The sequence below is a fragment of the Mesorhizobium sp. M8A.F.Ca.ET.207.01.1.1 genome (genome assembly GCF_004794715.1).
Lineage (GTDB): Bacteria > Pseudomonadota > Alphaproteobacteria > Rhizobiales > Rhizobiaceae > Mesorhizobium.
On sequence record NZ_SRUS01000011.1, the window covers coordinates 131,607 to 157,466 of the forward strand.

Here is a 25,860-nt window from a genome sequence, read left to right on the forward strand (position 1 = left end):
CAGTGGCCGCCAATGTGGCCGACCATCGGTTTTCGGAGTGTGGAAACTACTCCGAAAACCTCACGCTCACGCCGCGCTGCCGAAAGTAAGCCTGCATCAACTTGCGGCCCGAGCGGTTGTTCTGCGCCAATTTGGCAGGATCGAAGACCGCCTGTTTCATCCCCTCGCGTGTCAGCGCCGCCTTAAGCGTCGCGATATGCGCGTCGATGTCGGCATTGTCCGCCCGGAGCGACGCATAGATATTTTCGGTCGCCTCGGCCACGGTCGGTTCGCTCACAGGTGTCGTCCTTTCGTTGATTGGGCGGCGGCTTAGCACAGATTCGCGGCCCCGCCGATACCGATGAAGCCTTCAGTTTCGTCCCTTGAGGTGCCTCACCTTGCGCAGCGCCGGGAACAGATAGGCCCACAGGCCGGCAACCGCGACGGCGCCGACGCCGCCGATGACCACCGCCGGAACCGTGCCGATCAGTGCCGCCATGGTGCCGGCGCGGAATTCGCCGACCTCGTTGGAGGCGCCGACGAAGACCTGGTTGACGGCGTTGACGCGGCCGCGCACCGCGTCGGGCGTCCACAGCTGGATCAGCGTTTCCCTGATGTAAACGCTGAACATGTCGGTGGCGCCGAGCAGGGCAAGTGCCGCTATCGACAGCCAGGTAAGGGTCGACAGGCCGAACAGCACTGTGCAGGCGCCGAACGCCGCGACGAAGCTCAGCATGATCTTGCCGGCGTGATCGCGGATCGGATGGCCGGCAAGCCAGATGGCGACGCAAATGGCACCGATGCCCGGCGCCGAGCGCAGCAGGCCGAGGCCCCAGGGGCCGAGTTGCAGAATATCGCGGGCATAGACCGGCAGCAGTGCCGAGGCGCCGGACAGAAGCACGGCAAAGAGGTCGAGCGAGATGGCGCCGAGCACGATCTTCTCGCTCCAGATGTAGCGGAAGCCGGCAAACAGCGTCTCCATTGTCGGCTTGTCCGTGGCCGTCTGTTGCGCGGGCTTGGGGATGGTGAAGATGAGCAACGCGGCAGCGAGCATCAGGACTGCCGCCGTGGCATAGGCCACCTCCGCCGACACGCCATAGAGCAAGCCGCCTGCGACAGGGCCGACAATCGTCGCCGTCTGCCAGGCGGAGGAGTTCCAGGCGATGGCGTTGGCGAAATCCCGCTGCGGCACGAGATTGGCGAACAGCGAGGACGAAGCCGGCCCATAGAAGGCTCGGGCAATGCCGAACATGACCAGTACGGCGAAGATCGGCAGCGGGGTCGTAAGGCCGCGCAGGGTCAGAAACAGCAGAGCCAGCGCGCAGGCGCCTTCGACCAATGTCGCCAGGGTCATGATCAGCCGGCGGCCGAAGCGGTCGGCGACGACACCTGTCACCAGCACCAGAAGCAGCGATGGCAGGAACTGGACGATGCCGACAATGCCGAGGTCGAACGGATCGCGCGTCAGGTCATAGACCTGCCAGCCGACGGCGACGGAAACGATCATGGTCGCGAAGGTGGTGAGAAAGCGCGCCGTCCAATAGCTGAGGAAGGCTTTGTGCCGGAACGCGGCGTAACGCTGCTCCGGCAAAGTTTGTTCTGGTATCATGGAAAGAGGCCCCGTTGCGGTGGGCATCGGCTCGCGGGGCACTTCCCGGATGGGCGCTGTTCGACCAATGGAACTGGATAAAAGTTCGGGGCGGATATGCTTCAAATTCAGACCTGGATCAAGGGACTTTCGGTCCGCACCGTCCAGCCCACGCGGAAGTTACTGCCGCAGCGCGGCCGAAATCGCGTCCAATCCGCCTTTCAACTCGGCCTCCGTCGGCCAGCCGAAGCCGACGCGGAAGAAGCGCTTTTCCATCTCGAACCAATGGCCGGGTCCGACATAGGTGCCGTGGTCTTCCAGCAGCCTGACATAGAACCGGTCGAGGTCGAAGCCGGGCTCGACATTGAGGCGCGGGAAGCCGACCACTCCGCCCTCGGGGCGCACCCAGTCGACTAAAGGTTCGCGGTCGATCCATGCCTGGACGATATCGCGGCGCCTGGCCATTTCGGGCAGCAGCTTTCCCAGAAACGCGTCCCGGCGCGCCAGCATGCCGCGCGCGATCCCTTCGTCGATGACGCTGCCGCAGATGCCGATCTGCTCCTTGGCGGCGAGGAATTTTTCCTGGAGGGCAGCATCCCTGGTGACCAGCCAGCCGATGCGGATGCCGGGAATGCCGAAGGCTTTCGACAGTGACGAGACGCTGATCGCCTTGTTGCTCAGCGAGGCCGCCAAGGGCAGGCGCCGTCCATAGGAGAGGTCGCGATAGGTCTCATCGACCAGCAGATGGCAGTCGCTGGCTTCGGCGAGCGCGACCAGTGCGTCCAATTCGGCGCGGCTCATCATGGTGCCGGTCGGGTTGTGCGGGCAAGTGACGCTGATCAGCCTGGTGTTCGGCCGCATCGCCGCCCTGACGCGCTCGACATCAATGGCGAAGCCTTCGTCGAAGGCGAGGTCGACGAAGCTGATGGCGCAGCCGATCGCCCGCGGCGTTTCGATGTTGGTGGCGTAGTTGGGCCTGATGACGACGAGATGATCGCTGGCCGACAGAAGCGATGTCGAGATGATGAACAGCGCGCCGGCGGCGCCGGCGGTGACCAGCACATCATCGGGCGAGATGCCGGCATCCTGCGCCGCGACCAGGGCGCGCAAGTCCTTGTCGCCACGATGCTCGCCATAGAAAAGCGTCAGGTCGGGCAGCGACAGGCCGATGTCGGAGAGCTTCTGGTCGGCGATCGAACTTTCGGAAAGATTGTGGCGGATACGATCGTAGCCGTATTCCTCCGGTGCTTCTTTCTCGATCACCATCCTGGTGTAGTTCATGGCAGTTCCCCCTCAAAGCACCTGTCCGGTTCATCCAAGCCACAAAAACATGAAGCCTGCCAAGGCGATTTCGCCGGCAGGCTTCCGTTCCAGTCGTCCTAAATATTGGCTCAGGACTGAATTGCTCAGGCCGAAACCTTGGCCTTCCGGCCTTTGCCCTTGACGGGCGCCGGGGCGACGGCCTTGCGGCCGAGGCCGATCGACTTCGCCAGTTCGGAGCGCGAAGCCGCATAGTTGGGAGCAACCATCGGATAGTCAGACGGCAAGCCCCATTTGGCGCGGTAGGCATCCGGCGTCAGGCCGAAATGCACGCCGAGGTGACGCTTCAGCGATTTGAATTTCTTGCCGTCCTCGAGGCAGATGATGAAATCCGGCGTCACCGACTTCTTCGGGTTGACGGCCGGGACCAGCGGTGCCGCCACCGGAGCGACCGGCTGACCGAGCCCGCTGATCGAGGCGCTGACGCTGGCGATCAGCTCGGGAAGGCCGGACGCAGGCAGGCGATTCTTCTCGACATAAGCCGATACGATATGGGCGGTCAGTTCGAGAAGGTCGAGGGTCTTGCTGGCGTGGCTGTCTTCGTCGGTCAATCTATTTCCTCCATCCATGGCGCATGACCTCGAAAATGGGGCCGTTTTCAAAAAGGATGATGCGCAAAATTAAAGTGAGTCGTCTTTGTGCGTCCCGCGCGACGCGATGTAGTGGGGCCGAACTCCTAGTCGGCAAATCTGCGCAATGCAATCTATCGGCGCGGCATCACACGTCATTTTGAACGACTATACTAAACTGTAATAATATCAGACGATCAGCGCCTTGTCGCGCCATAGACGAAATCCGCCTTCGAAGGCGCGTGTGTTGTCACCGCGTCTGGAGTGGGCGGGCAATTCGTCGAGCTTGTCGACATTGCCGCCGCCGATGACGACATAGTCTGGCTGCAGGGCGGCTCGTAGCCGGTTGACGACGTCGAAGACATAGCCGCGCCACTTCTTCTTGCCGCGCTTTTCCAGGCCGCGTTCGCCGACATAATCCTCGAAACTCCGGCCTTTTCGGTAGGGAAGATGGGCGAGTTCCATCGGCTGACCGACATTGTCGAAGACCATCGCCGCGCCGAGGCCGGTTCCGAGACCGAGGAACAGCATGCGCCCGCCCTCATAGCTGCCGATGGCCTGCATCAGCGCATCATTGACCACCTTGACCGGCTTGCCGAACTCCGCGGCGAAATCGAAGCCGGCCCAGCCCTTGCCGAGATTCATGGGGTCAAGCACCGGCTTGTTGTGGCGCACCGGGCCTGGATAGCCCATGGAGATAACGTCATAGGACAGGCCCTCGGCGAGCTTTTTCACCTTGTCGATCATTTGCCGCGGCGTCAGGTCCGGTCCGGAATCCGTCCGGCGCTCGGTGCCGCCGTCGCTGGTCAGGATCTTGACGCGCGAGCCGCCAATGTCGACCGAAAGGACAACCTGCCCGGTGTCCGACGCAGCCTGCTTCACCGCCTTGGCCATCTTGTCCCCTCCGTTCATGCCACCGGATCGATCCAGCCATTGGGCGGCCCGAAGCCGGCCATGGCGTCCGCCGGTCCCCATGTCTTCGGCTCGTAAAGATGTGGCGGCGTGGTGTCGCCGAGCACCGGGCCGACGATGCGCCAGGCCAGTTCCGCCGCGTCCTGACGGGTGAAGAGCTGGCCATTGCCGTTCATGGCGTCGCCGATCAGCCGTTCATAGGGCGGCATGTCGCCCTTCGAGTCGTCGAGCGCGGTCAGTTCCACCTGCTCGCCGATCATGTCGTCGCCGGGCGCCTTGCGCTGGGCGCCGATGGCGATCATCACCTGCGGGTCGATGCGGAAACGGACATAATTCTGGTCGGCGGGCTTGATCGGGTCGAAGACGTCGAGCGGCGGCCGCTTCAGCCGCACCACCACCTCGGTGACATGCACGGGCATGTTCTTGCCGGCGCGGATGAAGAACGGCACGTCCTGCCAGCGCCAGGTGTCGACGAAAAAACGCACTGCCGCGAAGGTCTCGACCGGCGAGTTCGGCGCCACGCCGGGCTCGGCGAGATAGCCGGTGAACTGGCCGCGCACGACATCGCTCTTGGTCAGGGTGCGGATGGCGCGCAGCACCTGCACCTTCTCGTCGATCAAATCGTCTGCCGAGCGGCCGACCGGCGGCTCCATGGCCAAGAGCAGCAGGATGTTGAGCAGATGGTTCTCGATGACGTCGCGGATAGCGCCGACATCGTCGTAGAACCGCCCCCGCCCTTCGACGCCGAAATCCTCGGCCATGGTGATCTGGACGCTCTCGACGTAATTGCGGTTCCAGATCGGCTCGAGCAAAGCGTTGGCGAAGCGGAAATAGAGCAGGTTCTGGATCGCTTCCTTGCCGAGATAGTGGTCGATGCGGAAGATCGACTGTTCGTCGAACACCAAATGCAGCACACGGTTCAGCCAGCGGGCCGACTGCAGATCGTGGCCGAAGGGCTTTTCGACCATCAGCCGGGCGCCGTGCGCGGTGCCGGATTGCTCCAGGCCTTGCACGACAGTCTCGAACATGGTCGGCGGCACCGCCATGTAGTGCAGCGGCCGCTGGGCGCTGCCGAGTGCGGTCTTCAGCTTCTCGAAAGTGGCCGGATCGCGGTAGTCGCCGCTGACATAGCGCAGCAGCGACGCCAGCTTGGCGAACACCTTCTCGTCGATCGTGCCGAGCGCGTTGACGATGCCGTCGCGGGCACGGTCCTGCAATTGCTTCAAATCCCAGGCGTCGAAGGCGACGCCGATCACCGGTTCGGTGAGCGTGCCCTTGGCGACCATCTGGTAGAGGGCTGGAAATATCTTCTTGTGGGCGAGGTCGCCGGTCGCTCCGAAGAGCACCAGCGTGTCGGACCGTTCCTGGCTCATGCCTGCGTCTCCCCTGTCGCCGTCACTTGCCGCCCTTCGGCTTTTCGATGTGGCCGCCGAAGGCGTAGCGCATGGCGGACAACAGCTTGTCGGCGAATTCGGATTCGCCTTGCGAGGAGAAGCGGTCGAACAGGGCCGAGGACAGGACCGGCGCCGGCACGCCGGTGTCGATCGCCGCCTTCAGCGTCCAGCGGCCCTCGCCGGAATCCGAAACCCGGCCGCCGAATTGCGCCAGGCCCGGATCGCTCTTCAACGCGCCGGCGGTGAGATCGAGCAGCCAGGAGCCGATGACGCTGCCATGCCGCCACACCTCGGCCACCTGCGGAAGATCGATGTCGAACTGGTAGTATTGCGGGTTTTCCAACGGGCTGGTCTCGGCGTCCGCCGTTCGTTGCCGCTTGCCCGCATTGGCCGACTTCAGGATGTTCATGCCTTCGGCATAGGCGGCCATGACGCCATATTCGATGCCGTTGTGCACCATCTTGACGAAGTGGCCGGCGCCACTCGGTCCGCAATGCAAGTAACCGAAGGGTGCGGTGCCGACGGTCTTGTCCGGGGTGGGTGCGCCGGCATCGGCGCCAGGCGCCAGCGTGGCAAAGACCGAATCGAGATGCTGCACCGCCACGTCGGGGCCGCCGATCATCAGGCAGTAGCCACGCTCCAGCCCCCAGACACCGCCGCTGGTGCCGACATCGACAAGGTGGATGCCCTTGGTGGCGAGTTTCGCGGCCTGGTCGACGGCGTCGTGATAATAGGAATTGCCGCCGTCGATGACGATGTCGCCAGGCTCCATCAGCGCCGAGACCTGGTCGATGATCTTGCCGGTGATCGCCGCCGGCAGCATCAGCCACACGCAGCGCGGCTTGGCGAGCTTGCCGACGAATTCCGCCATCGAGGCCGCTCCAGACGCGCCGTCGCTCACCAGCGCCGCGACGCTGGCCGGGTTGATGTCGTAGACGACGCATTCGTGGTCGTCGCGCATCAGACGCCGCACCATGTTGGCGCCCATCCGGCCCAGTCCCATCATTCCGATCTGCATGGTTTCGTCCCTGTTTGCTGAAGAGTCTCGGGTATCCCTGGAGAAGGGTCTACTGGCTATCCTGCCCGCCAGATATGACAGAGAAGTCGACATTCTCCCAATCGCCGGTGCCGGGCCAGAAAAAAGTGAAGACGAGCGTGTTTCCCTCGGGGAGGCCGGCCGTGGGCAGATCGACAAGGTGGATGCCGAACGCGTTTTCCACCGTCTGGCTGTCATGCGCGGTTGCCCAATCGTCGGTGCTCCAGTGGACAGTGGCTGCTGCCATCAATTCAATACGCAGCGCCTTGCCGGCCGGCAGCGTGCGGATCTTGTTGTTGAAGCGCCATGGCCTGAACGGCGATATGGTCTTGTTCTCGATGTAGCGCTTCACGCCTTGCGGAGGCATGTCGAAGACAGCGCCGTCGCGCAGCGAACGCAGCAGCTTGATATGCTCGGAGTGCGCCCAGACCAGCGGCATGGCGCTGCCCGATGGTTTGCCATGCAGCAGCTCGCGCTCCGGAATATCGGCGCCATCCCAGACCTGTTCCGGCAGCAGGCCGCCGGGTCCGGCCGACCGTTCCAGCGCATCGAGCAGGCTGGCCGCCTCTTCCTTGCGGCCGGCCGCCAGCTCATAATGCGCCCGTTCGCCGGCGAGCAACGGCCACGGCCGGCCCTGGCCGGTGCCGTCGAAGGGCGCGCCATCCTCGTGTTCGCCATAGCCGTCACTGTTATAGCGGTACCAGAGCGGCCCTTGCGGCAGCTCGCAGCGCAACTGCGCATCGATCACCTTCACTGTATCGACGATGCGCGGATCGTCGGCGGCTCTCAGGCCAAAGCGCACCAGCGCCAGGGCGTCGGGGCTGACGATTTCTTCGGCCGGTCGTTCCGTGTCGCCGGGCGGGCGGTTCTTGATGGGCACATAGCCGTCCTTCGGCGAGCCGGCATCGGCGCTGTCGGGCGGCGCGATGCGGACGTAGTAGCCGGCGACGCCGGCCACCTTGCAGGTGGCGGTACCGGTGACATAGGTCCAGCGCTCGACCTGATCGTTCCAGCAGTCCGCGGTCTCGCGCAGATAGGCCGCCTCCGCCGTCCGGCCGCAGGCGTCGAGCAGGTCCGCGCCGGCGAGCAGTGCAGCGATCTCGACGGCCAGGGTGAACGGGCTATAGCCGGCGTCTTCTTCCCAGCGGTCCTCGCCGGTGACAGGGCCGTTGCGCACGACATAGGAAGCGGCGCGCTCGATCATGGGCAGGAAGGCCTTCAGTCGCGCCTGCGGCAAATGGCCGGCGCGATGCAGGGCGTCTGCCAGCAGCAAGGGAAAGGCGCATTCGTCCATCTGGATGCCCGGCCAATAGGCCGATCCGTCGAGCCAGGCATTCTGCGGCCAATGGCCGTCAGGCTGCTGGATGGAGCGGAGGTATTCCAGGATCCGAAGGGCCGAGGCGGCATCGCCGGCGGCGAGGAAGCCGCCCGCCGTTTCGACCAGGTCGCGCGGCCAGACCAGATGGTAGCCGCCGAGATCATCATCGCCTTTGTTGAATCCCCACGGGATCGATAGGCTGGCCACCGCCGCGCCCGGCTTGGCCAATGACCGGTGGGTTGCCAGCACCGCGGTGGAGACGCGGTAGCTGTTCACCCCGGGCACTCCGGGCGTCCGGTCCAGCGGCAGCAGCCCCGCCTGCCATTCGTGCCATCTTTCGACATAGGATCTCGCTGCCGGCTCAAAACCACGCTTCAGGCTGGCGAAGGCGTTTTCGGCGGCCTCGTCCGGTGTCGCGCCAAAACCCAGCGCCAGCACGGCTTTTGTCTTCGTGGCGGTGAAGCCGATCTCGCCGGTCAGCGCGACATTGCCGTCCTCGGCGCCCCGGCAAGCCGGATCAAGCTTGCCGGTGTGGTTCAATTGCTGCCAGCCGTCGGAGAAGCCGACATAGCCGGTCGAACAGTCCCGCCAGGGCAGCGACGAGGCCAGCGCCAGGCAGGTGCCGCGCCCCGAGGCAAACAGGACAGGCTTTCCCCGGTGCTCTCCGACCCAGGCGGTGTTGCCCATGCCGGCATTGACCAGATGCGGCGCCAGAAGCGCGTAGACGCGGTAGTCGGCCGCGGAGCCCTTGAGCGGGCTGAAGGTGATCTCCTGCAGCAACGTCGGACGAGCCGGATCGGCCACGATGCGCTTCTCGATCCGGTAGGTGCCGTCATCAGCCGTGTTGACCAGCCTGTAGGCGGGCACGCCATCTCCGAACGGCTCGATGCCGTGCGCGGCATCGCGCTTCTCCTCGGAGAAATATCCATCCTTGCCGGTGACGATCAGGCCGAGGTCGCGCGTGCAGGCGCTGTCGACGCGCGGATAATACACTTCGTTCAGGATGCCGTGGCTGATGGTGAACCAGACGCGACTGGACGGCGAAAGCGCCGAGCCGACGCCGCTCTTGGCGCTAGAGGTCCAGCGCGCGGGAATTCCCGGTGCGCCCGTCGGCACAATCGGCGTCACTGCCATGCTTGTTCGGTCTCCTGGCCCGCCTGCCTAGCCATCAACCGAAACCATTTCAATCAGCGCACTGCAAGTTGATCGCCGGCGCGCATCGGATTGCAGTTGACAGCTCGGCGGCCTTCTGCACTTTTGTCTGACAATAGATAAAAAACAGGATCGCAATCGCGAAAATTCATCGACAGCCAACTGATCAACAACTCTCGGGAGGAGTATCCTATGAAGAAATTATTGGTTCTCGGCACGCTTGCGGCGGTGCTCGCAGCCGGTACGGCTTTCGCCGACACCAGCGGCAAGAAGATCGCGTTCTCCAACAATTACGCCGGCAATTCGTGGCGCCAGGCCATGCTCGACAGCTATGGCATCGTCACCAAGAAGGCGGTCGACGACAAGATCGTCGGCGCGGCCGATGTCTTCACCACCGCCGACAAGGAGGTGCCGACGCAGGCCGCCCAGGTGCAGAACCTGATCCTGCAGGGCTATGACGCCATCGTCATCAACGCCGCTTCGCCGGACGCGCTCAACGGCGCCATCAAGCAGGCCTGCGACGCCGGCATCACCGTCGTTTCCTTCGACGGCACGGTGACCGAGCCATGTGCCTACCGCGTCGTCGTCGACTTCAAGGACATGGGCAAGCAGGAAGTCGAGCAGATGGCGAAGTTCCAGCCCAAGGGCGGCAATCTGCTTGAAATCCGCGGGCTGGCCGGCACCTCGATCGACGACGCCATCCATGCCGGTATCCTGGAAGGGGTCGCTGCCCATCCCGAATTCAAGATCGTCGGTTCGGTGACCGGCGACTGGGACCAGACCACGGCGCAGAAGGCGGTCGCGACCATCCTGCCGTCGCTGCCCGACATCGTCGGCATCGTCGACCAGGGCGGCGACGGTTATGGCGCCGCGCAAGCCTTCGCCGCCGCCAACAAGCCGCGCCCGACCATCATCATGGGCAACCGGCAGGACGAGCTGAAGTGGTGGAAGGAACAGAAGGAGAAGGACGGCTACAAGACCTGGTCGGCGTCGATCGCGCCCGGCGTGTCGACGCTCGCCTTCTGGGTGGCGCAGCAGGTGCTCGATGGCCGCAAGGACATTCCGCACGATTTGCTGGTGCCGTATCTCGCCTTCACCCAGGACGATTTCGAGGCGGCCCTGCCGAAGATCAAGGAGGGTGGCGTCGCCACTCACGAATACACCCAGGAAGATGCCATCGCGGCCATCAAAGCCAACATCAAGTGAAAGCCGCATCCGCGTTGCCTAGCGCATCACTGAACGGATATCGTTGAGCATGGCTGCAGGCAACACGGGCATCATCAGGCTGGGCGGCGCCGAAAAACAGTTCGGCGCCGCCACTGTTGACGTCGTCAGACTTGACGGTGCCGAAAAGCATTTCGGCGCCGTCAGAGCGCTGGGCGGGGTGGATTTCCATGTCGGACCCGGCGAATGCGTCGGCCTCGTCGGCCATAATGGCGCCGGCAAATCGACGCTGATGCACATGGTGGCCGGCACCTTGACGCCCGACAGCGGCACCATCGGCGTGCATGGCGGCATCGAGGAGAACTACTCGGTTTCGCGGGCGCAGCAGCTCGGCATACGCTGCGTGTTCCAGGAGCTGTCGCTGTGTCCCAATCTCAGCGTCGCCGAAAACACCCGCATCAACCATGCCTCGCTGTCCGGCTTCGGCTGGCGGCGCAAGGCGGCCGAGCTGATCGCCGCCAAGCTAGATGAGATATTCCCGGACCATGGCATCTCGGCCTGGGACATTGTCGGCGATCTGTCGATCGGCCGGCGGCAGATGGTCGAGGTGGCGCGCGCCTTCACGGTGACGCAGGACCGGCTGGACCTGGTCATCCTCGACGAGCCGACCTCCTCGCTCGACGCGCACACTGCAGGCCAGCTGCTGGCTTTCGTGCGCCGCTTCGTCGCCGGCGGGAAAAGCTGCATCCTGATCTCGCACGTGCTGGGCGAGGTGTTGCGCAACGCCGACCGGATCGTGGTGATGCGCGACGGCAAGATGGTGGCGTCGGACGCGGCTGGCGCCTTCGACCGCGACCGGCTGGTGACGGTGATGGGCGGGGCTGAGGCGCGCCAGAAGACCGCCGCGCAGGCCGCTGCCGCAAAGCCAGGCGCCAGCCCGCTGCGCGTCCGGGCGCGGCCCGCCGGGCAGACTGACGGCAAGGAGCTTGTCGCCCGTGCCGGCGAGATCATCGGCCTTGCCGGGCTGGCCGGTCACGGACAGACCGACTTGCTGCTGCGGATCTTTGGTGCCACCGCACGCGCCAAAGCCGGCATCGAGGTCACGGCGCCGGTGGCGCTGGTGGCGGGCGACCGCCAGTCGGACGGCATTTTCCCGCAATGGTCGATTGCGCAGAATATCGGCATCCGCTCGCTGGCGCGTCTGCGCAACGGCTTGCTGATCTCGCCGCGACGCGAGGCGGAACTCGCCGATGCCTGGAAGAAGAAGATCGGCATCCGCACGCCCGACATGGACAACAACATCTTTTCACTGTCGGGCGGCAACCAGCAGAAGGCCCTGTTTGCCCGCGCACTGGGCTCCGATGCCGAAATCGTGCTGATGGACGATCCGATGCGCGGCGTCGACATCGGCACCAAGCTGGAGGTCTACGACCTCGTGCGCGAGGAGGCTGGCCGCGGACGCACCTTCCTCTGGTACACGACCGAAACCGAAGAGCTCGACAATTGCGATCACATCTATGTCTTCAAGAACGGCCGCATCGTCGCCAATTTGACGCGCGACGAGCTGACCGAAGAGAAGATCATCCAGTCCTCCTTCGGCGACGCGGCCTGAGATGACGGCGACGCCAATCGACAATGGCTTCAAGGGATCGGCGGCGCGCAACGCGGCGGCGCGGGCGCGGCTGTTGCGCGGCCTGCTGCCGGCGCTGTCGCTGGCGTTGGTGTTGCTTGCGATCGCTTGGCTCAACCCGCGCGCCATCAGCTATTTCGGCTTCAGCCTGATGCTGAACCTGGCTATCCCGATCGCGCTGGCGACGATCGCGCAGATGTTCGTGATAGCCGGCAACGAGCTTGATCTCTCGATCGGCACCTTTGTCGGTTTTGTCGGCTGCGTCACGGCGACATGGCTGAAGGACGCGCCGCTCATCGGCGTCCTCATCCTCGCCGGGTCGATCGGCATCTATGCGCTGCTCGGCGCGCTGATCCATCTGCGCAACCTGCCTTCCATCGTGGTGACGCTGGGCATGAGTTTCGTCTGGCAGGGCCTGGCCATCCTCGTCCTGCCAAAGCCCGGCGGTAAGGCGCCGGACTGGCTGCTGGCGATCATGTCGTTCAAGCCGCTCTTCATTCCGTTCCCGATCATCGCCGCGCTGCTGATCGCGGCGGTGGTGCATTTCGGCCTGATGCGCACTTCCTACGGCGTGATCCTGCGCGGCTCCGGCGGCAATCCGGCAGCACTGCGGCGCGCCGGCTGGTCGCTGCTCAAGACCAAGATCGTGCTGTTTGCGCTGGCCGGCCTGTTCGGCGTGCTGTCGGGCATGGCGCTGATCGGCATCACCACCTCGGCGGATGCCAATATCGGCAATGGCTACACGCTGCTGGCCATCGCCGGCGTCATCCTCGGCGGCGGCGAGTTCGTCGGCGGCCGGGTCTCGCCGATCGGCGCCGTCATCGGCGCGCTGACGCTGGCGCTGGCCGCCTCGCCGTTGCTCACCTTCATGCACATTCCGCCCGACTGGCAGGTGGCCGCCAACGGCGCCATCCTGATCATCGTGCTGGCGGCGCGGGTGCTGATCAGCCGCAGGGAAAGGTGAGCGATGGCTTCGCTGAAAACGCTGCTCACAAAACCCTGGATCTGGTCGTTTGCCGGTGCGCTGCTGGTGTGGCTGGCGACGATCGCCTTCACCGGTGGCTATGGCGCCGGCGGCATGGTCACGGCGGCGCTCTCGCTTGCCGTGTTCACGGTCATCGTCGGCGTCGGCCAGATGTTCGTCATCACGCTCGGGCCCGGCAATGTCGACCTGTCGCTGCCGGCCAATATCGGCCTGGCAAGCGCGGTTGCCATGAAGGTGATGGGCGGCAGCGATGCCATGATCGTGGTTGGATTGCTGGCGGCGCTCGCCTGTGGTGCCGCCATCGGCGCCATCAACTACCTGCTGATCTGGGCGCTGCGCATTCCGCCGATCATCGCCACGTTGTCGGCGAGCTTCATCATCCAGTCGGTCGACATCAGCTATGGGCGCGGGCTGCAGATCAAGCCGCCGCCGGGCTTCGCCGATTTCACCAACTGGCAGGTGCTGGGCATTCCGGTGCTGGCGATGCTCACCGTGCTGTTCACCATCGGCGCGGCCATCGCCTTGCAGCGCATGATCTATGGCCGCTCGGTGCTGGCGATCGGCCAGAACATCCGCGCCGCCTGGCTCGCCGGCGTCAATGTCGGCCGCATCCGCTTCCTCACCTACACGCTGTCGGGGGCGCTCGGCGGCATCGACGGCGCGCTGCTCGCCGGCTATTTCCGCGGCGCCAATGTCGATATCGGCAATGAATATCTGCTGGCTTCGATCGCGGTCGTCGTCATCGGCGGCACGTCGGTGGCCGGCGGCAAAGCCAATGTGCCCGGCGTCTGGGGCGCGGCGCTGTTCCTGGTGCTGCTGCTCACCATGCTCAACACATTCGGCGTCAGCGCCGGCGTGCGGCTTCTGCTTACCGGGCTGATCATCGTAGGGGTGATCACGGCGGCGGGCGGCGAGAAGGCGGTGCGCTGACGGCAACGTCGACGGCGCGACCGCAGCCTGTGGGGCCATCCATTGGACCAGTTCAACATCCGGTTCCCATTCGCGGCGCGGCCTAGTAAACCGGTCCGCGATCTCAGTCGGTCTCGGGAGGCCTCCGCTTGTCCAATTCTGTCAGTGTCGCGAACGAGGGTGGGGTCGCCATCGTCACCATCGACAATCCGCCGGTCAACGCACTGAGTTTTCACGTCCGCGAGCCGCTGCTGCAGGCGCTGGTCGCCCTGCGCGATGACGCATCGGTCTCGGCAATCGTCATCGCCTGCGCCGGTCGGACCTTCGTCGCCGGCGCCGACATCACCGAGTTCGGCAAGCCGGTGCAGCAGCCGGACCTGCGTGCCATCGTGGCGACGCTTGAAGCCATCGCCAAGCCGACGGTCGCCGCCATCCACGGCACCGCGCTCGGCGGCGGGCTGGAACTGGCGCTCGGCTGCCATTTCCGTGTTGCCGATCAAGGCGCGAAGCTCGGCCTTCCCGAGGTGAAGCTCGGCTTGTTGCCCGGCGGCGGCGGCACGGTGCGGCTACCTCGTCTCGTGGGCGCTTTAAAGGCGATGAGGATGATCGTTTCCGGCACCCCGATTGGCGCGCAAGAGGCGCATGGCGCCGGACTGGTCGATGCCGTTTTCGAGGGTGATCTGACCACGCATGCCGTGAATTTCGCCCGCGAGATCGCCCGCAAGGGCGGTCCGTTCACGCCGGTGCGCGAACGCGATGAGAGGCTGGGGGAAACCGACCTTGCCGCCTTCGATGCCGAGGCCGCGGATCTTGCCCGCAAAGCGCGGGGACTCGAAGCGCCTGTTGCCTGTGCGCAGGCGGTGCGCAATGCCGTCACGCTGCCCTTCGACGAGGCGCTGGCGGCCGAGCGGGCGCTGTTCGTGAAACTCGTCGCCAGCGACCAGTCGCGCGCGCAACGGCATCTGTTCTTCGCCGAGCGCGAGGCGACCAAGCTTCCCGGAAAGGATACGCCCAAGCGCAGGATCAGCCGCGTCGGCGTCATCGGCGCCGGCACGATGGGCGGCGGCATCGCCATGGCTTTCGCCAATGGCGGCTATCCCGTCACCTTGCTGGAAACCAGTCAGGAAGCGCTGCAGCGAGGGCTGGCGACGATCGAGAAGAATTATGCCGTCTCCGTTTCGCGGGGGTCCTTGAGCGAAGACGCCAGGCAGCAGCGGCTCGGTCAATTCAAAGGCTCGATCGACCATGCCGATCTCGGCGATTGCGATCTGATCATCGAGGCGGCGTTCGAGGACATGGCGGTCAAGAAGGAAATCTTCGGCAAGCTCGACGCGGTGGCGAAACCAGGCGCCATCCTTGCCACCAACACGTCCTATCTCGACATCGACGAGATCGCCGCCTCGATCTCGCGACCACAGGACGTGCTCGGCCTGCATTTCTTCTCGCCGGCCAACGTCATGAAGCTGCTGGAGATCGTGCGCGCCGAAAAGACGGCGTCGGATGCGCTGGCGACCGTGGTCGACCTGGCACGCAGGATCGGCAAGGTGGCCGTCGTCGTCGGCGTCTGCCACGGCTTCGTCGGCAACCGCATGCTGGCCGCGCGTGGCTCGGAATCGGAAGCGCTGCTGCTGGAGGGCGCGACACCCGGCCAGATCGACAAGGCGTTCACCGATTTCGGCTGGCCGATGGGGCCGTTCCAGATGGGCGACCTGGCCGGCCTCGACATCGGCTGGCGCAACCGCAAGGCGCGTGGGCTGACGGCCGTCATCGCCGACACGCTGTGCGAGCAGGGCCGTTTCGGCCAGAAGACCGGCCGTGGCTTCTATCTCTACGAGAACGGTTCGCGCACGCCGGTACCCGATCCCGAGGTCGAGGCGCTGATCCGCGACAAGGCCGCCGAGAAGGGCATCGCGCCACGCACGATAGCCGCCGACGAGATCATCGAACGCACGCTCTATCCCCTGATCAACGAGGGGGCGAAAATTCTGGAGGAAGGGATTGCAGCCCGCGCCTCCGACATCGATGTCGTCTGGGTCAATGGCTACGGCTTTCCCATCGGCAAGGGCGGCCCGATGTTCTGGGCCGGTCTCGTAGGCGCGGGCAAGATCATCGAGCGGCTCGAATATTGGCTGGAGCTGACCGGCAAGGATGTTTTCAAGCCGGCGTCCTTGCTCAAGCGGATGGCTGAGAGCGGCTCTTGGGAAGCCGGCTCAACAGCCTGATCCGGGTAGCGGAATCATCGGATCCGCGCGTCGATGATCTCGACGAAGCGGGCGAAAAGGCCGGCCTGCGACTTGATCTTGAGCTTGCGGTAGATGTTGCGGCGATGGACCTTCACGGTTCCCGGCACGATGCGCATGGCCCTGGCGATCGATTCCGTCGAATGCCCCTGCAGCACCAGGTCGACGACGTGCTTTTCGCGCGGCGTCAGTGACAGGCTTTTCCAGATATGGGCGCGGTCGAATTCGTTGACCGCGGCTATTTCCTCGTCCTGCTTCGTCACGGCCGGTTCGTCGGCGGGGAGGGCAGGCCAGCGCGATCTGATGAAGCTGATCACCGCGGGCGCCATGTCGCGCAGCAGCCTGGCATCGGCGGTGCCGAACGGGCCGGAAGCACTGAGCCGCATCAACGACAGCACCAGCGCGTCCTTGCCCGGCAGCGGCACGAAGAAGCCGACTTCCTCGGCCAACCGGGTCTGGCTGTAGTAGGAGCGAAAATATTCGCTGGCGTAGAAACGATCGGGCGCGAGTTCCCGCATGCGCCAGAACCCTTCCTTGCGCTCGACCGCCGCGTGATGGAACGGGTCGAGCAGGTAAGGCCCCTCCTGGTAGAGCGCGACGAAGACGTGGCTTTCGGCCGGTGTGAACGTCTCGAACAGCAATGGCGGTCGTGAGGCGCCACGATAGCCGAAGATCACGCAGTGGTCGAAGCCGACATGCTGGCGCAGCCAATCGACCATCGCGTGGCCGAACAGGTCGCCGCTCGTCTCCCGCGTCGCCGCGACAAGGGCGGCGAGCCGGCTGTATTCGTCGCTGCGGGAAGTGCTCAATCAATACCCCCTTAAACGAGAAAATAGATCAGATATACCACCCGCGAGGTATATACTAGCTGCCATTGGCTCTGGTAGCGTCTTGAAATCGCATCGTCCTGGAGCCCGCAGCCTTGACCGCAGTGCCCGACATCGAATTTCGCGGCGTGGCCAAGCGCTATGGCGCGGTGACTGCGGTCAGCGGTATCGACCTTGCCGTGCCGCCCTCCGCCTTCGTTGCGCTGCTTGGACCGTCTGGCTGCGGCAAGACGACCTGCCTGCGCATGATCGGCGGCTTCGAACAGCCGAGCGAAGGCCAGGTGTTCATCCGCGGCCAGGACATGGCCGGCACGCCACCCTACCGGCGGCCGGTCAACATGGTGTTCCAGCAATACGCGCTGTTCCCGCATCTCGACGTCGAAGCCAATGTTTCCTATGGCCTGCGCCAGGCAAGGCCACGGCTGTCGTCGCGCGAGATCGGCCAGCGGGCCGGCGAAGCGCTCGAAATGGTGCGGCTCGCCGGCTATGGCGGCCGCAAGATCCACGAACTGTCCGGCGGCCAGCAGCAGCGTGTCGCGCTGGCGCGCGCGCTGGTCAACAAGCCGGCGGTGCTGTTGCTCGACGAGCCACTGGCGGCGCTCGACAAGAAGCTGCGCACCGACATGCAGATCGAGCTGCAGAACCTGCAGCGCGAGATCGGCATCACCTTCGTGCTGGTGACGCACGACCAGGAGGAAGCGCTGTCGATGAGCGATTTCGTCTGCGTCATGAATGGCGGCCGCATCGTCCAGCTTGGACAGCCCAATGAGATCTACGACGAGCCGGCCGATCTGTTCGTGGCCGATTTCGTCGGCAAGACCAATCTGCTTGCCGGCAAGGTCGCGGGGCATACGGGCGAACTGGTGGACGTTGCGCTGGCGGACGGCACCATCATCGCGGCGCGCAAACGCACCGCCTTGCAACAGGGCGAGACCGTCTCGGTCAGCCTGCGTCCTGAATCACTCAGCCTCGGCGCTCCGGCAAGCGGCCCGCTCAAGGGTGTCGTCCGCAACCGGATTTTCCTGGGATCGACGGCGGAATACGCGATCGAGGTCCAGGGCATCGGAACATTACTCGCCAAGGCCGACCATTTGATCGGCCAAGGCAATCTCTTCAAGCCGGGTGAACCCGTCGCCATCGGCTTTGCCACCGGGACGCCGCTCGCGTTTCCGGAGACCAAGAACAACGGGACCAACCAGAGGGTAAACAAACATGTCGAAATCATATCGTGACGGACTGCCGATAAGCCCCGAGAATTTCGTCGACCAGCTGATGCGCTTGAAGCGCGGCTCGATCGGCCGCCGCGACTTCCTTGGCCTCACCGGCCTCGGCATCGCAACGGCGGTGATGGCGCGCGAGATCGGCATCATGCCGACGCCGGCCTTCGCCGCCGAAAGCCTTGGCGACCGCATGTCGATCGCCACCTGGCCGAACTATCATGACCCGCAGACCTTCGAGAACTTCAAGAAGGACACGGGCGTCGCCGTCGAGGTCAACGTGTTCGGCTCGAATGAGGAGATGCTGGCCAAGCTGCAGGCCGGCGCCTCGGGCTGGAGCCTGTTCGTGCCGACCAATTATACGATCTCGACCTACAAGAAGCTCGGCATCATCGAGCCGCTGGAGATGGCGAAGCTGCCGAACTTCGATGGCACGCAGGAAGATGCGCGTTTCACCTCCGAGGGTACCATCGATGGCACTATTTACGCCGTGCCGAAGAACTGGGGCACGACGGGTTTTGCCGTCAACACCAAGAAGCTCGCCAAGCCGATGACGAGCTGGAAGGAGTTCTGGGACACCGCCATGGCCGAGGGCGATGGCCGCACCATGGTGCATGACTACCAGCTCACCACCATCGGCAACGCGCTGAAATATTACGGCTATTCGTTCAATTCGCTGAAGCAGGACGAGCTCGCCAAGGCGGAGGAACTGCTGCTCAAGGTCAAGCCGCATCTGTTCGCCGTCTCGTCCGACTACCAGCCGGGCATGCGCGCGGGCGACGCGTGGATGACGATGTGCTGGACCAATGACGGCGCGCAGCTGCATCGCGACATTCCCGAGATCGCCTATGTGCTTGGCAAGGAAGGCGGCGAGATCTGGACCGATTTTTATGCCATCCCGAAGGACGCGCCGAACAAGCCCGCCGGCTACGCGCTGCTCAACTATCTGATGAACCCGCAGGTCGCGGTGAAGGAGCACCTCGCCAACGGCGCTCCTTCCACCGATGCGCGCGTTAACAAGCTGCTGCCCAAGGAAGTGCTCGACAATCCGATCCTCTATCCGGCGGCGGACTTGCTGACGCCGCTCGAATTCGGCGCGGCGGCAACGCTGACCGATCCGGGCCGTGCCGAACTGATGGCGCGCTTCAAATCGGCTTGAGACTGGCCTGGACAAAGACAAACGACCGGCGGGCCCATGTCCGCCGGTACCGGGACGGTTTCGATGCACGGCAACAGATTTCGGCATAATTTCCTGACCGCCTTGCTGCTCGCGCCGGCGACAGTATGGCTGGTGGTGTTCCTGGTGCTGCCGTTCATCGCCATAGCCGTGTTCAGCGTCGGCGAGCGGGCCCCCGAGGGCGGATACCAGGCGGCCTTCACGCTGGCGCAATACGCCAATCTTCCGGCGCGGGCGACCGCGTTCTGGAACACCATGGTGCTGGCGCCGGTGGGCGCGCTTGCCTGCCTGCTCGTTGCCTATCCGGTCGCCTATTATCTTGCCTTGCAGGCGCCGCAGCGCTGGCGGCTGATCCTGCTTGCGCTGGTCGTCATTCCGTTCTGGACGAGCCTGCTGATGCGCACCTATGCCTGGATGTACATTCTGGGCGGACGCGGCATCCCCGCGCTGCTCGCCTTCGTAGGCATCGAGGATGTCAGGCTGATCAACACGCCGGGTGCCGTCCTGCTCGGCATCGTCTACGGCTATCTGCCGCTGATGATCCTGCCGATCTATGTCAGCCTCGAGCGGCTCGACCGAAGGCTGCTGGAAGCTTCGGCCGATCTCGGCGCGACCCCGCTCTCCACCTTCCTTGGTGTGACCCTGAAGCTGTCGCTGCCGGGCGTGATGACCGGCTTTTCGCTGGTCATGATCCTGCTGCTTGGCGAGTACCTGATCCCGACGCTGCTCGGCGGCGGCAAGGTGTTCTTCATCGGCAACGCGCTGGTCGACCTGTTCCTGCAGTCGCGCAACTGGCCGTTCGGATCGGCCATCGCAATCACGCTGGTGCTGGTCTCGGTGGTGGTGCTGATTGTCGCCAACCGCATTTCGAACCGGGTTGCGGGCGCCCGCCGGGTGGACCTCATCTGATGCGCGCCTTCGTCATTGCCGTCTTCGCGTTCCTCTATCTGCCTATCGTGCTGGTCGTGCTGTTTTCCTTCAACGCCGGCCACCATGCCAGCGAGTTCACCGGCTTCTCGGTGCAATGGTACGGCAAGGCGCTGTCCAACCCGTTCCTGGTCGAGGCGCTGAAGAACAGCCTGTTCATTGCCACCACCAGCGCCCTGCTGGCGGCGGTGTTCGGCACCGCGGCAGCCCTTGGCCTGGCGCGTGTCGGCGTCAGAACCCGCGCCGTCTTCGATGGGCTGCTTGGCGCGGCGATCGTCGTTCCCGGCGTCGTCATCGGCATCTCGACGCTGGTCGCGCTCGTCCAGCTGTTCGCCGTCGTCAACCCGTTCCTCGCCTCGGTCTGGCCCGGTGACCAGCCACCGCGCCTGTCGCTCGGCTACGGCTCGATCATCGCCGCGCATGGCCTGTTCTCGATGGCGCTGGTGACGATGATCGTCGGCACGCGTCTGGGCAGCCTCGACCGCAATCTGGTCGAGGCTTCAAGCGATCTCTACGCGACGCCGCTGACGACGTTCCGCTCGATCGTCCTGCCGCAGATCATGCCGGCGGTGGTCGCCGGCTTCCTGCTGGCCTTCACCTTCTCCTTCGACGATTTCATCGTCGCGTTCTTCGTCGCCGGCGCGCAGACGACGCTGCCGATCTATGTGTTCGCGTCGATCCGGCGCGGGGTGACGCCGGAGATCAACGCCATCGCGACGATCGTGCTCGTCGCTTCCGTCCTGCTCGTGGTGCTTGCCCAATGGCAGCTGCGCCAGCGCAAGCCATCCAACTGAAAGCTGCTGCTCCATGATCCTCAAAGACCGCATCGCCGTGGTGACAGGCGCCGGATCCGGCATCGGGCGTGCCGGCGCCATGATCATGGGCAGGGAAGGTGCGGTGGTCGTCATCGCCGACCGGGATGCGGCCGCCGGCGAGGCAACAGCCTCAGGCATCCGCGCAGTGGGCGGCCGGGCCGAGGCCATCGCCACCGATGTCGGGGAGGACGTGGCTGTCGAGCAGCTGATAACCGGCACGCTCGAGAAGCATGGGCGCATCGACATCCTGCACAATCATGCCGGCATCCAGGTCGGCGGCACGCTGACCGAGGTCGAGACCGCCGGCATGGACGCCTCGTGGCGGGTCAATGTGCGGGCGCAGTTTCTCGCGGCAAGGATCGTCATGCCGTCGATGATTGCGCAAGGCGGCGGCGTCATCCTCAACACGGCTTCGAATTCGGGTGTCTTCTATGACCGCGAGATGATCGCCTACGCGACATCGAAACATGCCGTGGTGGCGATGACCAGGCAGATGTCGCTCGACTATGCCCGGCACAATGTGCGTGTCAACGCGCTCTGCCCGGGCTGGGTCGACACGCCCTTCAACGAACCGTTCATCGCCCAGATGGGCGGACGCGAGGCGATCGAAACCTATGTCCGCACCAAGATCCCGATGGGGCGCTGGGCCGTGGCCGAAGAGATCGCCGAGGCGATCCTGTTCCTCGTCTCGGACCGCTCGTCCTTCATGACCGGGCAGGCGCTGGTGATCGATGGCGGCGAAAGTATCGGCTGACACCGACGCTTTCATCTATCGACCTTCCCATTTCAGCCCCCTTTTTGCTGCGGTTTGCGTGGCGTCGGACGGCACAGGACTATGGTCTGGTTGTCATGGGACTTCAGTGCCATGGCAGGACCAGAGCGGCAATTTCTGTGACTTTTCAACTCGTTACAGCTTGGTAACGGCGTCCGCTCTCGGATTGCGACCGAGTTTGTCTAAAGTTTACCGGGTATAATTAGCGATTTCTCATACCCAGATGGTTCAGCGGTGGGCGAGTAGGCGATTCCCAAGGAGATTAACATGACAAACCGGAAAACTCTGTTCGCGGCGCTGGCCGCATTGGCGCTTCTGGCGTCTCCGGCGCTCGCCGGCAATGGTGGCAATGGCGGCAATGGCAATGGCGGAGGTAACGGCGGCGGCAACGGGAATGGCGGTGGCAATGGCAACGGCGGCACCCACGGTAATAGCAACGGCAACAGCGGTGCTTCGCATGGCAAGTCGTCGTCGGCACCGGGACATGCAGCCAAGACGGAAACCGACACAACCACCGACACCACGGTCGATACGACCACAACAGTCTCGTCCGTACCGAAGGACAAGAACATTCACGCCAAACTCGGCCGGCTGAACTCGCTGCAGCGCAACATCAACGCCTACATGAATTCCAAGAGCAAGAAGTTCGCCGGCATTCAGGCCTTCGTGACGCAATCGGCGACGGCCAAGAATGCGCAAGCAGCGGCCGCTGCCGCCGCCGCCACGGCCGCCGCCGCCCAAGCCCAGCTAGATGACCTGAATTCGCAGCTGAGCGCGCTGACGTCGCTGACGCCGGATCAGATCGCCGCCATGACGCCCGAAGAACAGGCGGCCTTGCCTGGCCAGATAGCGGCCCTGCAGGCAGATGTCACCGCACAGGAGGCCGTGGTGGCCGCCGACAATGCGGCGGCCGACCAGGCCGAGGCCGACGCTGCCGCGGCAGCGGTCGGCACGGATCCGGCGGCGCTCGACGCGGCACTGGCGGATATGGCCAACAAGCCCGTCGACGCCGATGTCACGGCCTGGGCCCAAGGCGTCCTTGCCGACAAGATCGATCAGATGGCGGCCAAGCTTCAGGCGGGTACGACGCCGTAGCGGATCGTCCCTGAAAAAGGCGGTAGCCAGTCGAAGAAGATGCCGCTGGGCTTTGCCCGGCGACATTGCTTTTCCTGCTCGCACGTCCTGGTCGTAGCGATCGAGGCTTAGGAATATGGGTGCGCGGTGTTGCCGCGCGCCATTCTTCATACGTGTTTGCGGCCACCGGTCTCGCGAAACCAGCTGTCGGGATAGGGGTACCACCAGTCCTGGATGGCCGGCCTGTGGTCGATGATCACCATCTTGGAGCGGCGGAAGGCGTCGAGCCCCTGGCGCCCGAGTTCGCGGCCGAGGCCGGAAGCCTTCCAGCCGCCGAAGGGCAGGGCGTCATTGTCGATCAGCGGATTGTTGACCCAGACCATGCCGGCCTCGAGCCGTTCGGCCGCCTCATGCGCTTCCGCCAGATCCGTCGTGAAGACCGAAGCGCCGAGCCCGAACGGGCTGTCGTTTGCGAGCCGGATCGCCTCGTCGAAATCCCTAACCCGGCAGATGGCGGCGACTGGGCCGAAACACTCCTCGCGCACGATCGCCATGTCTGGGGTGACGCCAGTCAGGATGGTCGGCTCGTAGAACCAGCCGGTGTTGTGCTCCGGCGGGATGCGGCCGCCGGTAATGGCCGTGGCGCCGTTGCAGATGGCATCGTCGACCAGCCGCATGACCTTGGCCCGTGCTGCCTCGCTGACCAGCGGGCCGATCTCGGTTCTGTCCATGCCGTTGCCGATGCGCAGCGCCCGTGTCTTCTCGGCAAACAGTTCGACAAAGCGATCGTGGACCGAATCGACGACGAAGAATCGCTCGGCCGACGTGCAGACCTGGCCTGTGAGGTGGAAGGCGGCTGTGACGGAGCCAGCCGCCGCCACGTCGAGCGGCGCGTGCTGGCTGATGATCAGCGGATCGCTGCCGCCGGCCTCGATGACGCAAGGCTTCATGCGTTCCGCGCAGGCCACGGCCACCGCCTTGCCGGCCGCGACCGAGCCGGTGAAAGCGACCGCATGGGTGCGATCGGCAGTGATCAGTGCCTGCGCGGTGGCCGCGCCACCAGGCAAGCAGGAGACGAGGCCCTCGGGCAGCGACCGGAATACGGTCATGTAGTCCAGCGTCGAGAGCGTCGTCGCTTCCGCCGGCTTGATGACGCAGGCGTTGCCGGCGGCGAGCGAGGCCGCGACGGTCCAGCACATCAGCAGGATCGGAAAGTTGTAGGGCATGATGTGGACGGAGACACCATAGGGCTCGTAGCGCGCATACTGGAACGAGCCGGCCTGCGTCGTGCCTGCGATCTTGCCGGCATCGTCGCGCGCCATCTCGGCATAGTAGCGGAAGATCGGCGCGCAATTGGCGATCTCGCCGATGGCTTCGGGATAGGGCTTGCCCATCTCGCGCACCATCAGTTCGGCGCAGCGCGTGAAGTCCGCCGCCTCGATGGCGTTGGCGACGGCGTGCAGATGCTTTGCCCGGCTCTTGGCGTCGAGCTTTTTCCAGGCAAGCTGCGCCTTGGTCGCGGCGGTGAGCACGGTGTCGACCTCGCCGTCGCTGGCCGCCGCGATCGTGCCGACGGTTTCCAGCGTCGCCGGATCGATTACCGGCCTGTTCGCGCCGGTCATTGGCCGGTAGTCCGGATTGACGAAGAAAATCGGCCGGCCGGGGGAGAAATGCATGGACATCCTCTCGGATCCGCTCAACGGATCATGTAGACCTTCTTGATCGTCTCATGGACGGTGCAGACGCCTTTCCAGTCCTGCGGGAAGAAGGCCGCCGTGTCCGGCTCGATCTCGATGACCTCGCCGGACTCATGCACGTAGGTGCAGCGCCCCTCCAGGAAGTGGCAGAACTCGTCGCGGGTGACGTGGCAGTGCCACTTGCCTGGCGTGCAGACCCAGAGGCCGCATTCCGAACGGCCTTCCGGCCCCTTGTGGAGCAGCTTGCCCGACGTATGGGATTGCCCCTCGATCATTGTCGGGATGACGCCCCAGTCGACGAGGTCCGTGATGGCAAGCGGCGATTGCATGATCGGCGTGGTCATAGGATTTTCCTGGTAAGTGCTCACCGGCACATGAAGGCCTTGGTCAGCGTTTGCGTGATGATGGAGATGCCGGTCCAGCCGGCGGGAAAGAAGACGAGCGTGCCGGCTCCGACCGGGATGTCCTCGCCATCGTCCCTGACATAGCTGCCGCGCCCCGACAGGAAATGGCAGAACTCGTCGGCGGCGAAGCTGACCTTGCGGGTGCCCGGCGTGCACGACCACAGGCCGCATTCGTTCGACCCGTCCGGATTCCTGGAGAGGATCTTGCCTGAGGCCCGCGGCGCGCCGGCGAGCGTGTTGGCGCCCGCGCCCCAATCTTCCAGCTCCACGGTCGAGGCCTCAGGCCAATGCGGTGTCGGCATGTCTTGCTCCTCTGCGGCTTATTCTTGCTCAGGCCAGCATGTAGACGTTGCGCATGGTCTCATGCACGGTGCATTCGCCCGTCCAGCCGGCGGGAAACATGACCACGCTTCCCCTGGAGATTTCTATCACCTCGCCGACATCCGACCGGTAGGTCGCGCGGCCGGCGACGAAGTGGCACAGTTCGTCGCGCGGAATCGAGAGCCGCCAGCGGCCCGGTGTGCAGACCCATATTCCGGATTCCGGCTGGTTGTTCGGCCCTTTGTGCACGAGCTTGCCGGTGGAGTGGGAGACGCCCGACAGGGCGTCGGGCTGGACGCCCCAGTCGACGAGGTCGGTGCGGGTCGAGGCCTGGTGGAGGTGCGGGGCGGAGGAAGTCATGCTGATGCTCCTGCGCGCCGCCTGAGAAGCTCGTGCTCTACGGCGCCCCCCTCTGTCCTGCCGGACATCTCCC

At 64.7% G+C, this 25,860-nt stretch carries 24 protein-coding genes; 11 read left to right on the plus strand and 13 right to left on the minus strand.

Annotation, left to right across the window (positions count from 1 at the left end):
* Positions 1–46: 46 nt before the first annotated feature.
* The 8 genes from EN850_RS27570 to EN850_RS27605 all read right to left on the minus strand — a co-directional run bounded on the left by EN850_RS27570 (position 47) and on the right by EN850_RS27605 (position 9,250).
* Positions 47–277 carry a hypothetical protein gene (locus EN850_RS27570; protein ID WP_136092696.1) on the minus strand — a complete coding sequence of 77 codons (231 nt, stop codon included), beginning with the start codon at positions 275–277 and terminating at the stop codon, positions 47–49.
* Positions 278–349: 72 nt separating this feature from the next.
* Complete coding sequence (locus EN850_RS27575) at positions 350–1,588, minus strand: MFS transporter (protein ID WP_127872852.1); 1,239 nt, start codon at positions 1,586–1,588, stop codon at positions 350–352.
* 159 nt (positions 1,589–1,747) lie between these two features.
* Positions 1,748–2,848, minus strand: coding sequence for an aminotransferase class I/II-fold pyridoxal phosphate-dependent enzyme (locus EN850_RS27580; protein ID WP_136092697.1), 1,101 nt, complete (start codon positions 2,846–2,848; stop codon positions 1,748–1,750).
* Positions 2,849–2,973: 125 nt separating this feature from the next.
* Positions 2,974–3,438, minus strand: a complete 465-nt coding sequence (locus EN850_RS27585; RefSeq protein WP_127277932.1) for a MucR family transcriptional regulator — start codon at positions 3,436–3,438, stop codon at positions 2,974–2,976.
* A 207-nt stretch (positions 3,439–3,645) separates the two neighbouring features.
* Positions 3,646–4,350, minus strand: a complete 705-nt coding sequence (locus tag EN850_RS27590; protein ID WP_127872908.1) for an ROK family protein — start codon at positions 4,348–4,350, stop codon at positions 3,646–3,648.
* Positions 4,351–4,364: 14 nt separating this feature from the next.
* On the minus strand, positions 4,365–5,741 hold the full coding sequence (gene zwf / locus EN850_RS27595) for a glucose-6-phosphate dehydrogenase (RefSeq protein WP_127277934.1): 1,377 nt from the start codon (positions 5,739–5,741) through the stop codon (positions 4,365–4,367).
* Positions 5,742–5,763: 22 nt separating this feature from the next.
* Positions 5,764–6,780: a phosphogluconate dehydrogenase (NAD(+)-dependent, decarboxylating) gene (gene gnd, locus EN850_RS27600; RefSeq protein ID WP_136092698.1), complete on the minus strand. Its 1,017-nt coding sequence runs from the start codon at positions 6,778–6,780 to the stop codon at positions 5,764–5,766.
* A 49-nt stretch (positions 6,781–6,829) separates the two neighbouring features.
* Positions 6,830–9,250, minus strand: a complete 2,421-nt coding sequence (locus EN850_RS27605) for a glucan 1,4-alpha-glucosidase (protein ID WP_136092699.1) — start codon at positions 9,248–9,250, stop codon at positions 6,830–6,832.
* Positions 9,251–9,460: 210 nt separating this feature from the next.
* Between EN850_RS27605 and EN850_RS27610 the strand changes: the two genes are divergently transcribed.
* The 5 genes from EN850_RS27610 (at position 9,461) to EN850_RS27630 (ending at position 16,178) form a co-directional block, all read left to right on the plus strand.
* Positions 9,461–10,474 carry an ABC transporter substrate-binding protein gene (locus EN850_RS27610; RefSeq protein ID WP_127280402.1) on the plus strand — a complete coding sequence of 338 codons (1,014 nt, stop codon included), beginning with the start codon at positions 9,461–9,463 and terminating at the stop codon, positions 10,472–10,474.
* A 49-nt stretch (positions 10,475–10,523) separates the two neighbouring features.
* Positions 10,524–12,044, plus strand: a complete 1,521-nt coding sequence (locus tag EN850_RS27615; protein WP_246689286.1) for a sugar ABC transporter ATP-binding protein — start codon at positions 10,524–10,526, stop codon at positions 12,042–12,044.
* Position 12,045: 1 nt separating this feature from the next.
* Positions 12,046–13,026 (plus strand): ABC transporter permease, encoded by a 981-nt coding sequence (locus EN850_RS27620; RefSeq protein WP_127280401.1) that lies wholly within the window; start codon positions 12,046–12,048, stop codon positions 13,024–13,026.
* Positions 13,027–13,029: 3 nt separating this feature from the next.
* A complete protein-coding gene (locus tag EN850_RS27625; protein WP_135863386.1) occupies positions 13,030–13,977 on the plus strand; it encodes an ABC transporter permease in 948 nt (315 codons plus the stop codon).
* 128 nt (positions 13,978–14,105) lie between these two features.
* Positions 14,106–16,178, plus strand: a complete 2,073-nt coding sequence (locus EN850_RS27630) for a 3-hydroxyacyl-CoA dehydrogenase NAD-binding domain-containing protein (RefSeq protein ID WP_136092700.1) — start codon at positions 14,106–14,108, stop codon at positions 16,176–16,178.
* Positions 16,179–16,192: 14 nt separating this feature from the next.
* Here EN850_RS27630 and EN850_RS27635 read toward each other — a convergent pair whose 3' ends face one another.
* Positions 16,193–17,005, minus strand: coding sequence for a LuxR C-terminal-related transcriptional regulator (locus EN850_RS27635; protein ID WP_127280016.1), 813 nt, complete (start codon positions 17,003–17,005; stop codon positions 16,193–16,195).
* Positions 17,006–17,118: 113 nt separating this feature from the next.
* Between EN850_RS27635 and EN850_RS27640 the strand changes: the two genes are divergently transcribed.
* The 6 genes from EN850_RS27640 to EN850_RS27665 all read left to right on the plus strand — a co-directional run bounded on the left by EN850_RS27640 (position 17,119) and on the right by EN850_RS27665 (position 23,026).
* A complete protein-coding gene (locus EN850_RS27640) occupies positions 17,119–18,255 on the plus strand; it encodes an ABC transporter ATP-binding protein (protein ID WP_127280015.1) in 1,137 nt (378 codons plus the stop codon).
* On the plus strand, positions 18,236–19,399 hold the full coding sequence (locus EN850_RS27645; protein WP_127280014.1) for a spermidine/putrescine ABC transporter substrate-binding protein: 1,164 nt from the start codon (positions 18,236–18,238) through the stop codon (positions 19,397–19,399). Before EN850_RS27640 ends, EN850_RS27645 begins: the two co-directional genes overlap by 20 nt.
* Positions 19,400–19,462: 63 nt before the next feature.
* Positions 19,463–20,326 (plus strand): ABC transporter permease, encoded by an 864-nt coding sequence (locus tag EN850_RS27650; RefSeq protein ID WP_135863380.1) that lies wholly within the window; start codon positions 19,463–19,465, stop codon positions 20,324–20,326.
* On the plus strand, positions 20,326–21,138 hold the full coding sequence (locus EN850_RS27655; protein WP_135863378.1) for an ABC transporter permease: 813 nt from the start codon (positions 20,326–20,328) through the stop codon (positions 21,136–21,138). The genes EN850_RS27650 and EN850_RS27655 overlap by 1 nt, the downstream gene beginning before the upstream one ends.
* Before the next feature lie 13 nt (positions 21,139–21,151).
* On the plus strand, positions 21,152–21,913 hold the full coding sequence (locus tag EN850_RS27660; RefSeq protein ID WP_127872864.1) for a glucose 1-dehydrogenase: 762 nt from the start codon (positions 21,152–21,154) through the stop codon (positions 21,911–21,913).
* Positions 21,914–22,198: 285 nt separating this feature from the next.
* Positions 22,199–23,026, plus strand: coding sequence for a hypothetical protein (locus EN850_RS27665; RefSeq protein ID WP_127872865.1), 828 nt, complete (start codon positions 22,199–22,201; stop codon positions 23,024–23,026).
* A 146-nt stretch (positions 23,027–23,172) separates the two neighbouring features.
* Here EN850_RS27665 and EN850_RS27670 read toward each other — a convergent pair whose 3' ends face one another.
* Genes EN850_RS27670 through EN850_RS27685 form a run of 4 tightly spaced genes read right to left on the minus strand, consistent with a single transcriptional unit; the run spans position 23,173 to position 25,787 of the window.
* Positions 23,173–24,681 (minus strand): aldehyde dehydrogenase family protein, encoded by a 1,509-nt coding sequence (locus EN850_RS27670; RefSeq protein WP_136092732.1) that lies wholly within the window; start codon positions 24,679–24,681, stop codon positions 23,173–23,175.
* Positions 24,682–24,701: 20 nt separating this feature from the next.
* Positions 24,702–25,046 (minus strand): cupin domain-containing protein, encoded by a 345-nt coding sequence (locus EN850_RS27675; RefSeq protein WP_095202811.1) that lies wholly within the window; start codon positions 25,044–25,046, stop codon positions 24,702–24,704.
* A gap of 20 nt (positions 25,047–25,066) precedes the next feature.
* Positions 25,067–25,408, minus strand: a complete 342-nt coding sequence (locus EN850_RS27680; RefSeq protein ID WP_135914233.1) for a cupin domain-containing protein — start codon at positions 25,406–25,408, stop codon at positions 25,067–25,069.
* Positions 25,409–25,436: 28 nt separating this feature from the next.
* Positions 25,437–25,787 (minus strand): cupin domain-containing protein, encoded by a 351-nt coding sequence (locus tag EN850_RS27685; protein ID WP_127872867.1) that lies wholly within the window; start codon positions 25,785–25,787, stop codon positions 25,437–25,439.
* Positions 25,788–25,860 lie beyond the last annotated feature (73 nt).